This is a genomic window from Streptomyces sp. DT2A-34 (genome assembly GCF_030499515.1).
Lineage (GTDB): Bacteria > Actinomycetota > Actinomycetes > Streptomycetales > Streptomycetaceae > Streptomyces.
The window spans coordinates 5,690,377-5,703,442 of record NZ_JASTWJ010000001.1; the positions used below are offsets into that span (position 1 = coordinate 5,690,377).

Annotated in this window: 10 protein-coding genes; 5 read left to right on the forward strand and 5 right to left on the reverse strand. The window is 72.5% G+C overall.

The features are described from left to right. The first annotated feature begins 56 nt into the window (after positions 1-56). Both QQM39_RS25480 and QQM39_RS25485 read left to right on the forward strand, forming a co-directional pair. The gene (locus QQM39_RS25480; protein WP_301999852.1) at positions 57-2,432 is read left to right on the forward strand and encodes a PQQ-binding-like beta-propeller repeat protein; all 2,376 of its coding nucleotides are present in this window, start codon (positions 57-59) and stop codon (positions 2,430-2,432) included. Positions 2,433-2,674: 242 nt separating this feature from the next. Further along, positions 2,675-3,178, forward strand: a complete 504-nt coding sequence (locus QQM39_RS25485) for a hypothetical protein (protein ID WP_301999853.1) — start codon at positions 2,675-2,677, stop codon at positions 3,176-3,178. A gap of 1 nt (position 3,179) precedes the next feature. Here the strand turns inward: QQM39_RS25485 and QQM39_RS25490 are convergent, their stop codons facing one another. From QQM39_RS25490 to QQM39_RS25500, 3 genes are read right to left on the reverse strand one after another with little or no spacing between them, the layout of a single operon-like run. Next, positions 3,180-3,950: an enoyl-CoA hydratase/isomerase family protein gene (locus QQM39_RS25490; RefSeq protein WP_301999854.1), complete on the reverse strand. Its 771-nt coding sequence runs from the start codon at positions 3,948-3,950 to the stop codon at positions 3,180-3,182. After that, entirely contained in the window at positions 3,947-4,363 is a 417-nt protein-coding gene (locus QQM39_RS25495) for a Zn-ribbon domain-containing OB-fold protein (RefSeq protein ID WP_301999855.1), read from the reverse strand. The genes QQM39_RS25490 and QQM39_RS25495 overlap by 4 nt, the downstream gene beginning before the upstream one ends. A 6-nt stretch (positions 4,364-4,369) precedes the next feature. Further along, complete coding sequence (locus QQM39_RS25500) at positions 4,370-5,518, reverse strand: lipid-transfer protein (RefSeq protein ID WP_301999856.1); 1,149 nt, start codon at positions 5,516-5,518, stop codon at positions 4,370-4,372. A gap of 105 nt (positions 5,519-5,623) precedes the next feature. On the opposite strand from QQM39_RS25500, the gene QQM39_RS25505 reads away from it, so the two are divergent. After that, positions 5,624-7,174: a FadD3 family acyl-CoA ligase gene (locus QQM39_RS25505; RefSeq protein ID WP_301999857.1), complete on the forward strand. Its 1,551-nt coding sequence runs from the start codon at positions 5,624-5,626 to the stop codon at positions 7,172-7,174. 159 nt (positions 7,175-7,333) lie between these two features. Here QQM39_RS25505 and QQM39_RS25510 read toward each other — a convergent pair whose 3' ends face one another. Both QQM39_RS25510 and QQM39_RS25515 read right to left on the reverse strand, forming a co-directional pair. Continuing rightward, positions 7,334-7,522 carry a hypothetical protein gene (locus QQM39_RS25510; protein WP_301999858.1) on the reverse strand — a complete coding sequence of 63 codons (189 nt, stop codon included), beginning with the start codon at positions 7,520-7,522 and terminating at the stop codon, positions 7,334-7,336. A gap of 217 nt (positions 7,523-7,739) precedes the next feature. After that, positions 7,740-10,706, reverse strand: a complete 2,967-nt coding sequence (locus QQM39_RS25515) for a BTAD domain-containing putative transcriptional regulator (protein WP_301999859.1) — start codon at positions 10,704-10,706, stop codon at positions 7,740-7,742. A 186-nt stretch (positions 10,707-10,892) separates the two neighbouring features. Between QQM39_RS25515 and QQM39_RS25520 the strand changes: the two genes are divergently transcribed. Both QQM39_RS25520 and QQM39_RS25525 read left to right on the forward strand, forming a co-directional pair. Next, positions 10,893-12,134: an amidohydrolase family protein gene (locus QQM39_RS25520; RefSeq protein WP_301999860.1), complete on the forward strand. Its 1,242-nt coding sequence runs from the start codon at positions 10,893-10,895 to the stop codon at positions 12,132-12,134. Beyond that, positions 12,131-13,051 carry a TIGR03619 family F420-dependent LLM class oxidoreductase gene (locus QQM39_RS25525; RefSeq protein ID WP_301999861.1) on the forward strand — a complete coding sequence of 307 codons (921 nt, stop codon included), beginning with the start codon at positions 12,131-12,133 and terminating at the stop codon, positions 13,049-13,051. The genes QQM39_RS25520 and QQM39_RS25525 overlap by 4 nt, the downstream gene beginning before the upstream one ends. Positions 13,052-13,066 lie beyond the last annotated feature (15 nt).

The window sequence follows — 13,066 nt, forward strand, 5'->3', positions numbered from 1 at the left end:
ACGGGGTCGCGTAAACATGTCGGTGGCGCGGCTCGTACGGGGAGGTGGCAGGCAGAGTGGTGGATCAGCTGACGCAGCACGATCCGCGCAGGATCGGGCCGTTCGAGGTGCTCGGACGGCTGGGTGCCGGCGGCATGGGGCTGGTCTATCTCGCGCGCTCGGCGTCCGGTCGGCGCGTGGCGATCAAGACGGTCCGGACCGAGCTCGCCGAGGACCAGCTGTTCCGTGTCCGCTTCACCCGTGAGGTGGAGGCGGCACGGGCGGTCTCCGGCTTCTACACGGCGGCCGTCGTCGACGCCGACCCGCGTGCGGCCGTGCCGTGGCTGGCCACCGCGTATGTCCCCGCGCCCTCCCTCGAAGAGATAGTGAACGAGTGCGGGCCGCTCCCGGCCCAGGCGGTGCGCTGGCTGGCGGCGGGGGTGGCGGAAGCCCTGCAGTCCATCCACGGCGCCGGTCTCGTCCACCGCGACCTCAAGCCGTCCAACGTGCTCGTCGTCGAGGACGGCCCGAGGGTCATCGACTTCGGTATCGCCTCCGGCGTCTCGAATACGCGTTTGACGATGACGAACGTCGCGGTCGGCACGCCTGCCTACATGTCGCCCGAACAGGCGAAGGACTCCCGCAGCGTGACCGGCGCGAGCGACGTCTTCTCGCTCGGCTCGATGCTCGTCTTCGCCGCCACCGGACACCCGCCCTTCCACGGCGCCAACCCGGTCGAGACCGTCTTCATGCTGCTCCGCGAGGGCCCCGACCTCGAAGGCCTCCCGGACGAGCTGCGCCCGCTCATCGAGTCCTGCATGCAGATGGAGGCGACCGCCCGCCCCAACCCCGCCGACCTCCAGGCCCAGCTGGCCCCCCACCTCTTCGGCTCCGGCTCCGACGACAGCGGTACGGCGTCGGCCTGGCTGCCCGAGCGGGCGGTGAGCCTGATCGAGTCGCGGCGCGGCGGCCGCCCGGCGGCGAAGCCCTCGTCGTCCTCCGGCCGCAGCGGCGGCCGTATCGCCCCCGCGCCCGCGCCCGTCCCGCCCCCGCCCTCGCACGACCCGGTGGTCCCGGCCCCGCAGCCCGCGCCCGTCGCGGTCGGCGCCCCCGACACCGGCCCCGTACGCCTGGCCGGCGCCGCGGTGCCCATTGGCCCCGGCCCCCGCGTCGCCGACGCCCGCGCCGCCGCCGTCAAGGCGCCCCCTCCGGAGGCCGGCCTCGTCGCCTCCTGGGCCCGGCCCCACCCCGGCGTCAACGGCACGGACCCCGCCGTGGGCCCCGCCGTACCGGCAGCGCCGCCCGTTCCCCCGGAGACGGCGGCCGGCTGGCGCCCCTGGCGTTTCCGCATGTCGAACGACGTCTGGGGCACCCCCTCCGTCGCCGACGACCTCGTCTACGTCACCTCCTTCGAGGTCCACGCCCTCGATGTGGCCACCGGCCGCCGCCGCTTCAAGACGCGGGACGTGGCCTGGTCGATGGCGGTCGCCGACGGCCGTATCCACGCCTCCGACGGCCCCACCCTGTTCGCCCTGGACTGCCGCGAGGGCGCGGACCTCTGGCGCCTGCAGACGGACGCGTGGGTGTACTCCCTGAAGGCCGAGCGGGGCACGGTCGTCACCGGCACCCGCGGCGGCGGCGTCCAGGCCTGGGAGGCATCGAACGGCCAGAAGCTGTGGGAGATCACCGGCGCGCAGACCGACTTCGAGTCCCCCGAGGCGGGCCCCGCGCTGTACGACGGCACGGTGTACGTCTGGAAGGACGCCCGCCTGCGGGCCCTGGACGCCCGCACGGGCGACGAGCGCTGGTCGTACCCCATCGGCGACGCCGCCTCCTGCGGCGGAGTGCCGGTACGGGTGGCGCAGGCCCAGGACGGCCATGTGTACGTGTCGGCCGGCACCCGCGTGCTCGCCGTCGACGCGGCGAGCGGGCACGTCCGCTGGCACTTCGAGGCCCCGGCGGTGTTCCTGTGCCCGCCGGCCTTCGTGCCGGGCCCGGCGGTGACCGGCGGCGGCGTCTACCTGGCCGACTACCTCGGCACGGTCTACGCCCTGGACGCCACCGACGGCCGCGACCGCTGGCGCATCGCCACCGAGTCCCGTTCCTCGGTCGAGCCGGTCCTGGTGGCCGCCGGCCATGTCCACGTCGGCAGCGGCAAGGGCCTGTACACACTGGACGCGGTCACCGGGACGCCGAAGTGGCGCTTCCAGGCAGGCGGCGACATCGTGGGCGCACCGGCGGTGGCGGAGGGCCGTATCCACTTCGGCTCCACCGACCACCTGCTCTACACCCTCAAGGCCGACGACGGCCGCCTGAGATGGAAGCTCGCCACCGGCGGCGAGATCACGGGCTCGCCCGTCGTGAAGGACGGCGTCGTGTACGCGTGCAGCAAGGACCGGTGCGTGTACGCGCTGGACGCGGAGAAGGGCACGGGGACGGCCAGAACGGCCTAGCGCAATCGCCTGCTGCTGCCTGGTTCTGCCCGGTGACGGCCGTCGTGCCGGCTGCACGGAAGGGGGCCGGACGGCGGCCGTCGCCAGGGGGAAGCGGGTTCGCGGCCTGCGGGGGCTTTCTTCACCGCTCTCACACAAGACGCTACGCCCGGTGAGCGGTCCCCGCCATGCGGCGCTGCTAGCGTGACGTGCTCACGATCAGTACAGCGGGGTTGCGCAACATTTTCCGGGGGTTGAACAACGTGAAGCTTCGCCATGCGCGCGCTGTGGCCGTGTCCGTCTGCGTGGTGGTCGCCCTGACCGGAGCCCGGCGCTCCCACGGTGGTGGCTGCGACGACAGCTCGAGCTCCCACAGCTCGTCGAGCAGTTCGGGCGGCAGCACCCACTACGACGATGACGACGACTACGACACGGGCTCGTCGTCCGGCGGCGGTGCGGAGGAAAGCCAGGTGCCGGCCGCGGAGGACACCGACGACCTGAAGATCGAGAAGTGCGAGTACGACGCGGCCCAGGGGCTCGTCGCGCGCGTCCGCGCCACCAACAGCAGTGCGACCACGACGTACTCCTACTCCTTCACCGTCACCTTCAAGGACCCGGCCGGCAAGGAGTTGCACACCACCAGCTCCGGGATCTTGACGGTCGACGCCGGCGCCACCGAGACCACCGACGTCGCTGTCCCGCAGTCCGCCTCCGGCGGTGTCCGCTGCGAGCTGAGCGACGCGCTGCGTATGTCCGACTCGTACTAGGTCACCGTGTCCTGAACCCGGGGCGGCGGGCGGCGAACAGCTCCGCCTGCCGCTCGCCCGGCAGGTTCCCCAGCGCGATCAGATGCGGCGCCTGCGCGAAGGCGTGGGCGAGCGCGGCCTCCCTGGCCGCCCACAACGCCCGTACGGTCCCCTGCACGCCCTCCGCCGGATACCCGGCGATGACGGTGGCGCGGTCGACGGCGGCCGCCAACGCCTCGCCGGGCTCGGTGAGTTCGGAGACGAGCCCGATGTCGTGGGCCCGCCGGGCCGAGAGCCTCTCCGCGCTCCCCATGAGCATCATCCGCGCGACCTCGCCGTACGGCATCCGCAGGGCCATGAGGGCGGACTCGTAGGCGCTGACCATGCCGTACGTCGTGTGCGGGTCGAAGAAGGTGGCGGTCGGGTCGGCGACGATGAAGTCCGCCTCGCCGAGGAGGTAGAAGGCGCCCCCGCAGGCCATGCCCCGCACGGCGGCGACGACCGGCTTCCACAGGTCGTTGGCCTTGGGCCCGACCCGCAGGAGCGGATCGTCCGTCATGTACGGCGAGTTGGGCTGCGGCACCACGGCCTCCCGGTCCAGCCCCGTACAGAAGGCCCGCTCCCCGGCACCGGTGAGAACGACGGCCCGCACGGCGTCGTCGAACCGTAACTCCCGCCAGCAGCCGACCAGTTGGTCCCTCAGTTCGAGGTCGATGGCGTTGAGACGCTCGGGCCGGTCGAGGGCGACGACGGCGACGCCGGTGTTCTTGTCGCTCGTGACCGTGAGGCTCACGGTCGCTCCAGGACCCACTGGGGCAGCCCGCTGCCGCTGAACACGGCGTGGACCTTGGCGCCGATGCGGATCCGGTCCGGGGCAAGGGAGTTGAGGGGCGCGTCGGGGCCGGTGACGAGGTTGCCGACCAGGCGTATGCGGGGGAGGTCGGTGAGTTCGACGACGACGACGTTGTACGGCGCCTGCTCGGCGTAGTCGGGCAGGAGGGGCGGGTGCGGGACGACGTACGACCAGATACGGCCGTGCCCGCCGACCTGCCGCCACTCGCTCGCGAAGGACTGGCAGTGCGGGCAGCAGGGGCGGGGCGGGAAGCGGGGTTCGCGGCAGTCGGCGCAGGTCTGGACGCGGAGCTCGCCCTGGGCGGCGTACTGCCAGAAGGGGGCGCCGTCGGGGTCGGTGACGGGGGAGAGCATCCTTGATCAACTCCTCAGGAGCAGCGCGGAGGTGGGGACGCCTTCGCCGGCGGTGACGAGACAGGTGGCGGCGCCGGGGACCTGGGCGGTGCTGGTGCCGCGGAGCTGCTTGACGCCCTCGTTGATGAGGTTGAACCCGTGGACGTAGGCCTCGCTGAGCCCGCCGCCCCCGGTGTTGACCGGCAGCGCCCCGCCGATCTCCAGGGCGCCCCCTTCCGTGAACGCCCCGCCCTCACCCCGCCCGCAGAACCCGTACCCCTCCAGAGAGAGGGGTATGAGAGCCGTGAACGCGTCGTAGATCTGGGCGACGTCCACATCCTGTGGAGTGAAGTCGGCGTGCTTCCACAGATGCCGGGCGGCGGTCCAGGCCGGTCCGGTGAGCGGGTCGTCGTTCCAGTAGTTGACCATGCCGTGGTGCTGGGCGGGCAGGCCCTGGGCGGCGGCGTGGACGTAGACGGGGGTGTGGCGGCAGTCCCGGGCGCGCTCGCGGCTGACGATCACGCACGCCAATGCGCCGTCCGTCTCCAGGCAGTTGTCGAAGAGGCAGAGGGGCTCGCTGATCCACCGGGAGGTCATGTACATCTCGCGGGTCAGGGGCCGTTCGTACATCACCGCGGCCGGGTTCTGGTTGGCCCGGTTCCGGCAGGCGAGGGCGACGTTGAACAGGTGATCCCGGGTGGCGCCGTACTCGTGCATGTAGCGGCGGGCGAGCATGGCGATCTCGTCCACGGGGCGCAGCAGGCCGTACGGCCGGGTCCACTGGGCGGGTGTGGGCAGTTGGGCGGCGGTGTCGCGCCAGGGCCGGGGTCCGCTTCCCCGCTTCCGCGACCGCCAGGCGACACCGACCGTCGCCTGCCCGGTGGCGATGGCGGCGGCGAGATGCGCGACGGTGGCACACGAACCGCCACCGCCGTACCCCACCTTGCTGAAGAAGGTGAGGTCCCCGAACCCGACGGCCTTCGCCAGCTCGACCTCGTCCGTCTCCTCCATGGTGTAGCTGGCCAGCGCGTCGACCTCGCCCGGGGCGATGCCGGCGTCGTCGAGGGCGGTGAGGACGGCGCGGCAGGCGAGGGTTCGCTCGTCCTCAGGGAGGTGTTTGGCGAAGGGCGTCTGCCCTATGCCGACGATCGCGGTCGCGTCCTTGAGTCCGGCCATGTGCACACCTCCGCGCTGCGGACGGGCTGCTGACAGGGCGTCAGGTTACAGCTAATCTGACGGGTAGTCAGCTGTTGGGGGTCCGGGGTTCGGGGAGGCGGGTTCATGGAGTGGCAGAGCATCCCGGAACTGGTCCGCCGGGCGGCCGAGCGGTACGCGGACACCGAGGCGGTGGTGGAGGGCCGGACCCGGATCTCGTACGGCGAACTCGGCGCCCGCGTCGAACGGTCGACGGCGGCCTGCATCGCGAACGGCATCACGCCGGGCGACCGCGTCGCCATCTGGGCCCCGAACACGCTCGACTGGATCGTGGCGGCGCTGGGCGCGGTGTCGGCGGGGGCGGTGCTGGTGCCGGTGAACACCCGCTTCAAGGGCACGGAGGCCGCGGACGTACTGCGCCGCAGCGGGGCCCGGCTGCTCTTCGTGACCGGCACCTTCCTGGGCACCTCGTACGTGGCGTCGCTGCGCAGGGCGGTCGCGGAGGGGCCGGGGCTGCCGGAGCTGGAACAGGTGGTCGTGCTGTCGGACGACGCCCCGGCGGACTACCGCACCTGGAAGGACTTCCTGGCGAGCGGGGACCGGGTCGGCGAGGCGGAGGTGCGGGCGCGCGCGGGGGCGGTGGAGGGCTCCTGGCCGTCGGACATCGTCTTCACGTCCGGCACGACGGGCCGCCCGAAGGGCGCGGTGATCACCCATGCCCAGACGCTGCGCGCCTACGAGGTATGGAGCGACCTCGCGGGCCTCCGCCAGGGCGACCGCTACCTGATCGTCAACCCCTTCTTCCACACCTTCGGCTACAAGGCCGGCGTGATCGCCTGCCTGATGCGGGGCGCGACGATGATCCCCCAGCCCGTCTTCAACGTCGGTACGGCCCTGGCGAACATCGCGGCGGAACGGGTCTCGGTCCTCCCGGGCCCACCCACCCTCCACCAGTCGCTCCTGGACCACCCGGCGAGGGCGTCGCACGACCTCTCCGCGCTCCGGCTGGTGGTGACCGGCGCGGCGGTGGTTCCGTTGCGCCTGGTGGAACGCCTGCGCGGGGAACTGGGCGTGGAGACGGTCCTGACGGCGTACGGCCTCTCGGAGGCCAGCGGCATCGTGACGATGTGCCGGCGCGGCGACGATCCGACGGTGATCGCGTCGACGTCCGGGCGGGCGATACCGGGCACGGAGATCCGGGTCGAGGCCCCGCCCGGCGAGCCCGGCGAGGTCCTGGTGCGGGGCTTCAACGTCATGCGGGGCTACTACGAGGACGAGACGGCCACGGCGGAGGTACTGACGCCGGACGGCTGGCTGCGGACGGGCGACGTGGGCGTCCTGGACTCCGCCGGGAACCTGCGCATCACCGACCGCATCAAGGACATGTTCATCGTCGGCGGCTTCAACGCGTACCCCGCGGAGATCGAGCAGCTGCTGGGCCTCCACCCCGAGGTCGCGGACGTGGCGGTGATCGGCGTACCGGACGCGCGGCTGGGGGAGGTCGGCAAGGCGTACGTGGTACGGCGGCCGGGGGCGGTACTGACGGGGGACGACCTGATCGCGTGGGCACGGCGGGAGATGGCCAACTACAAGGTGCCGCGGTGGGTGGAGTTCCTGGGGGAACTGCCGCGGAACGCGAGCGGCAAGGTCCTCAAGGGCGAGCTGCGGGGCAACTAGGCCGGCGCGCCGACGCGTTGTGGGCCATGCCGGGGTCGCTTGAGCCGGGTGGGGGCAGCGGCCGGGGAGAGTGACCTCGTAGGGGTCTCCGCCATGACGCACGGCGGCCGCGGCGGCCTCCCCTCCGCGCCGCCGCGGCCGATCCCCGTGGGGTGAGGGTTACTTCGTCGGCTTGAAGGGCTCCGACGTGGCGTGGATGTCCTTCGTCTCGAGAGGCTCCTCGGTGGCGTGGATGTCACCCTGAGTGGTGGCGCCCCCGTCCGTCGCCTTCGTGTCGGCGGCCGCGGTGTCGGCGGGCTCCGAGGTGGCGTGGATGTCCTCCAGCTTGACGACCTGCTCGTCACTCATGATCGTTGCTCTCCACTGGTCTTGTCCGGCAGTAGGTTGGGCAAGGCCCGTCCGGTCACTCCCCCGAGGATGGCCGGACGGGCCGTTGGGCCGTTCACCTTAAACCGCTGATGTGTGGCCCTCTTCCTCGACCCGTCTGCCCCCCGACGCGACGGATCGACTGCCTAGAGGATGGAACCCGGCGATAAACGAACGATGAACGCCGCGGCGGGCCCGCTCAGACTGCCCGGGCGGGAGCCAGCAGCGCCCGCACGGTGGCGGCCTCCGGCGAGCCCAACTCGTCGTAGATGGAGACGGCTTCCTCCCAGCAGACCCGGGCGCGCCCCGTGTGGCCGACGGCGGTCAGGGCGTGGCCGAGCACCGTGAGGACGTTGCCGCGCCGCCATTCCCCGCCGATGCCGCGCAGCACGGTCAGGGCCATCTCGGCGTTCGCCGCCGCCTGGGCGTAGCGGCGCGCGGCGATGTCGACCTCCGCCAGGCGGAACAGGGTCATGCCCTCCCACAGGCGCTGGCGGCTGTCGCGGAAGACCTCCAGGGCTTCGAGGAGCCGGTCGGCCGCGGGACCGAGCTGTCCGCTCTGGGTGAGAGCCATGCCCAGGGCGTAGCGGCCGTTCGCGCCGCGCATGGAGTTGCCCATGGCGTCGTAGATCTCCATGCCCTCCTGGGCGAGGGACACGGCGCTCTGTGTGCGGCCGGTCGCCAGGTGGATCCGGGAGAGGTTGCACAGTGCGCTGGCCTCACCCGGGCGGTCGACCAGGGTGCGGAAGTGCCTGATGGCGTGGGAGAGGTGCTCCTCGCCGTCCGCGTTGCGTCCCTGGTACAGCGCGATGACCCCGAGGGCGTTGTGGGCCCAGCAGACGGGCAGGAGGTCGTCGGCCCGGTGGGCGAGGCTGATGAGCTGTTCGGCCTCCTGGTCGGCCAGGTCGAACCGGCCGCTGTCGAGGTGTGCGTGGGACAAGGTCATGAGCGCACGGGCCTCGACCTGCTCCACGCCGATCTGCCGGGCGGCCTCCATCAGGGTCCGCGCCGTGGCCTCGTACTCCTTGGAGTTGGCCCCCGACTCCGAGATGTCGACGGCGGCCCACAGCAGGTCGATGGCGCGGCGCAGGGCCTGCGGGCGGTCGGCGCACTGGCGGGCGAAGGACAGCAGGCAGTTCGCCTCGGTGTAGAGCCAGTCCCGCGCGTCTGTGCGGGAGTGGAATGTCCTGGCCGGATATGTGGTGGCCGCCAGGTGGTCCACCAGCCGGTCCCCCGGCCGCTCGATCGCGTACACGCCTGCTGCCGTGGCCAGATAGAAGTCCAGCAACCGCGACAGCGCCGCATCCTGCTCGCTCGGCGGCCACTCGTCCCGCTCCGCGCACGCACGCGCGTAGAGCCGTACCAGGTCGTGGTACCGGTAGCGGCCGGGCGCCGCCGACTCCAGCAGCGACGTGTCGACGAGGGACTCCAGCAGGTCCTCCGTCTCCTCCGGCGGCAGATCCAGTACGGCCGCTGCCGCCGCCAGCGAGATGTCCGGGCCGTCCGCCAGGCCCAGCAGGCGGAACGCCCGTGCCTGGGCGGCGTCCAGGGCGCCGTAGCCCAGCTCGAAGGTCGCCTTCACGGCCAGGTCGCCGGCCTGGAGCTCGTCCAGCCGGCGCCGTTCGTCGGCGAGCTTGGCGGCGAGGACCGAGACCGTCCAGGTGCGGCGGGCCGCCAGGCGGGACGCCGCGATGCGGATCGCCAGCGGCAGGAAGCCGCACGCCGCGACCACGTCGAGGGCCGCCTCGCGTTCGGACGCCACCCGTTCCTCGCCCACGATCTTCGTGAACAGCTGCAACGCCTCGTCCGGCGACATCACGTCCAGGTCGACCAGGTGGGCACCCGCCAGGTCGACCATGCGGACCCGGGACGTCACCAGCGCCGCGCAGCCCTCCATGCCCGGCAGCAGCGGGCGGACCTGGGCCGCGTCCCTGGCGTTGTCCAGCAGGACCAGGACCCGGCGGCCGTCCAGCACGGACCGGTACAGCGCCGCCCGCTCCTCCAGCGAGTCCGGGATCGCCGAGTCGGCCGTGCCCAGGGCGCGCAGGAACGAGCCCAGTACCGTCTCCGGCTCGGCCGCCCGCGCGCCCGCGCCCTGGAGGTCGACGTAGAGCTGCCCGTCGGGGAAGGCGCCCCGAGCCTGGTGGGCCACGTGTACGGCCAGCGTCGTCTTGCCGACGCCGCCGATGCCCGCCACCGCCGACACCGCCATCACCCGGCCCTCGGCCGAGGCGAGGACGTCGCTCAGCTCCGAGACGAAGGCGGCACGGCCCGTGAAATCAGGGACCGTCGCGGGGAGTTGGGCGGGGCGCACCGGGGCCGTCGGCGGCTCGGCGACCGGCGCCGAGGGCGCCGCGAGGCCGGAGTCCGCCCGCAGGATCCGCTGCTGGAGCTCCTTCAGGCCCGGGCGCGGGTCCACGCCCAGCTCGTCCGCCAGCAGGCGCCGCGTGTCCGCGTACACCGCCAGCGCCTCCGCCTGACGCCCGCTGCGGTACAGCGCCAGCATCAGCAGCTCCCGCAGCCGCTCCCGGAGCGGGTGTGCCGCCGTCAGTGCCGTCAGCTCCGACACCGCCTCCGCATGGCAGCCCTGCTCCAGGTCCATGTCCAGGCGGGATTCGAGGAGCTGGAGGCGCCACTCCTCCAGGCGGACCCGCTGGGCCTCCGCGTACGGCCCGGGGACTCCCGCCAGCACCTCCCCGTCCCACAGGGCCAGCGCCCGCCCCAGCACCTTGCGCGCATGGCGCAGATCCCCGGCGTTCCTGGCCTTCTCCCCCTCCGTCGCCAGGTCCTGCGCCACCGCCAGGTCCAGCGCGCCCTCGGCCAGGCCCCGCACCGCGTAGCCGCCCGACTCGCTCACCAGGACCCCGGGGTCCAGCACCTTGCGCAGCCGGGAGGCGTACGTCCGCAGCGCCGCCAGTGCCTGCGAGGGCGGTTCCTCGCCCCACAGGGCGTCGATCAGTTCCGCCGCGGTGGCCGTACGGCCCTCGCGCAGCAGCAGGGCCGCGAGCAGGGCGCGTTGCTGGGGGGAACCGGTGGGGAGCTGTTCCTCGCCGCGCCAGGCGCGTACGGGGCCGAGCACGCTGAAGCGCAGCGCCGCCGCCGGCCCCGCCGTATCTGTCGAGGAGCCGGGACGCCTCTGCTCCGGCACTCGCGGTACCCCGTCCATCGCAGTCCCCCTAGGACCTGTTTACATCCCCGCCAGTTTGCCTTGTTCCGGCAGATGCGTCAGCTGTGGAGCGGCTGATCACAGGCAGGCACGCGGGATATCACAAGGCCCTCACGTGCTCTTCGCACGGCGGAGCCCACTCCCGCGTAGCTGACGGACCGTCAGATCGGCGCTACCGTGACGGACATGGACACCGAGACCGCGTTTCCGCTGATCATCTCCGTCGACGACCACACGGTCGAGCCGCCCACCGTCTGGCAGGACCGGCTTCCGAAGAAGTACCTCGACACCGGTCCGCGCATCGTCCGCGCGCCACTGAAGGAAATGACCTTCCTCGGCGGCCGGTTCAAGCCCGTCATGGGCCGGCCGGGCGACGACGGGCCCATCGGCGACTGGTGGGTGTACGAGGATCTGCACCGGCCGATCACCCGCCTCGACACCGCCGTCGGCTACAGCAGGGACGAGATCAAGCTGGAGGTCATCACCTACGAGCAGATGCGCCCGGGGTCGTACGACGTCCCCGCCCGCCTCGCCGACATGGACGTCAACCACGTCCAGTCCGCCCTCTGCTTCCCGACCTTCCCCCGCTTCTGCGGCCAGACCTTCACCGAGGCGGCCGACCACGAGCTGGGGCTGCTGTGCGTGCGGGCCTACAACGACTGGATGGTGGAGGAGTGGTGCGGGCCGAGCGCGCGAGGGCGGCTCATACCTCTCACCCTCATCCCCCTCTGGGACGCCGAGCTGGCCGCCGCCGAAGTCCGCCGTAATGCCGCCCGCGGCGTCCGTGCCGTCGCCTTCTCCGAGATCCCCCCGCACCTCGGGCTCCCGTCCGTCCACACCGACGACTGGGACCCCTTCCTCGCCGCGTGCGACGAGACCGGCACGGTGGTCGCCATGCACATCGGTTCGTCGAGCCGTATGCCCTCCACCTCCGCCGACGCGCCGCCCGCCGTCGGCTCCACCATCACCTTCGCCAACTGCTGCTTCTCGATGGTCGACTGGCTGATGAGCGGCAAGTTCGAGCGCTTCCCCCACCTCAAGGTCATGTACGCGGAGGGCCAGATCGGCTGGATCCCGTACATCCTGGAGCGCGCGGATGTGGTGTGGGAGGAGAACCGGGGCTGGGGCGGGGTCGCCGACAAGGTGCACCGGCCGCCGTCCGAGCTGTTCGCCGACCACGTCTACGGCTGCTTCTTCGACGACGCCTTCGGGCTCAGGAACCTGGACGCGATCGGCGTCGGCAACGTCCTGTACGAGACCGACTACCCGCACTCCGACTCCACCTGGCCCAAGTCCCGCGAGGTCGGCGAGGCGCAGATGGGGCACCTGGACGCGGACGTGGTCGAGCGGATCGTGCGGCGCAACGCCATCGAGCTGCTGGGCCTGACGGACGACGGGCTCTGGCCGGGCGGCGGCGGTGCCCGGTGAGTCTCCGGTACGGCATCCAGCTCCCCGTCCAGTCGCAGAGCACGATCTACGCCGAGACGTGGGAGGCCGACGCCGGGCCCGAGGACCTGCTCGCCGTCGCCCGCACCGCCGACCGCGCCGGCTTCGCCTACCTCGCGAGCTGCGACCACGTCGCCATCCCGCGCCGCCTCGCGTCCGCGATGAGCACGGTCTGGTACGACCCCGTCGCCACCCTCGCCTTCCTCGCGGCGGCCACCGGGCGCATACGGCTGCTCAGCCATGTCGCGGTCGTAGGGCTGCGGCATCCGCTCCTGACCGCCAAGCAGTTCGCGACCCTCGATCACCTGTCGAACGGCCGCCTGATCCTCGGGGTGGGGGCCGGGCATGTGCGGGAGGAATTCGAGGCGCTGGGGGTCGACTTCGAGCGGCGCGGGTCCGCGCTGGACGAGTCGATCGACGCGCTGCGAGCCGCGCTCGGGCCCGACGAGTTCCCCGAACACCACGGCAGGCTCTACGACTTCGAGGGGCTCGGCCAGCGACCGCGTCCCGCCCAGGAGCAGGTCCCGGTGTGGGTCGGCGGGTCCTCCCCGGCCGCGGTGCGCCGGGCCGCCCTGAAGGGGGACGGGTGGCTGCCGCAGGGGGATCCGCGGGAACGGCTGCCCGCGCAGATCGCCCGGATACGGCGGCTGCGGGAGGAGGCGGCCGTCGAGGGGCCGTTCGTCATCGGTGCCATCACCGAGCCCCTGTACGTCGGCAAGCCCGGCTGGGACGTCGGACGCCGGACCGTCGCCAAGGACGCCGAGGAGCTGGCCGAGTCGCTGCGGGCCTACCGGGCCATGGGCGTGCACCAGGTCCAGGTGCGGATCCGGTGCCGCAGCCGGGCCGAACTCACCGACCAGATCGAGGCGTTCGGGACGGAGGTGGCGCCGCTGCTGTAGCCGGGCCGATACCGT

What these genes read in the sequence shown, in the direction of transcription:
- QQM39_RS25495 (WP_301999855.1), bottom strand. Translation starts at nt 4,363, where the DNA reads ATGCTCTCCCCCGTCACCGACCCCGACGGCGCCCCCTTCTGGCAGTAC.
- QQM39_RS25500 (WP_301999856.1), bottom strand. Translation starts at nt 5,518, where the DNA reads ATGGCCGGACTCAAGGACGCGACCGCGATCGTCGGCATAGGGCAGACG.
- QQM39_RS25505 (WP_301999857.1), top strand. Translation starts at nt 5,624, where the DNA reads ATGGAGTGGCAGAGCATCCCGGAACTGGTCCGCCGGGCGGCCGAGCGG.
- QQM39_RS25510 (WP_301999858.1), bottom strand. Translation starts at nt 7,522, where the DNA reads ATGAGTGACGAGCAGGTCGTCAAGCTGGAGGACATCCACGCCACCTCG.
- QQM39_RS25515 (WP_301999859.1), bottom strand. Translation starts at nt 10,706, where the DNA reads ATGGACGGGGTACCGCGAGTGCCGGAGCAGAGGCGTCCCGGCTCCTCG.
- QQM39_RS25520 (WP_301999860.1), top strand. Translation starts at nt 10,893, where the DNA reads ATGGACACCGAGACCGCGTTTCCGCTGATCATCTCCGTCGACGACCAC.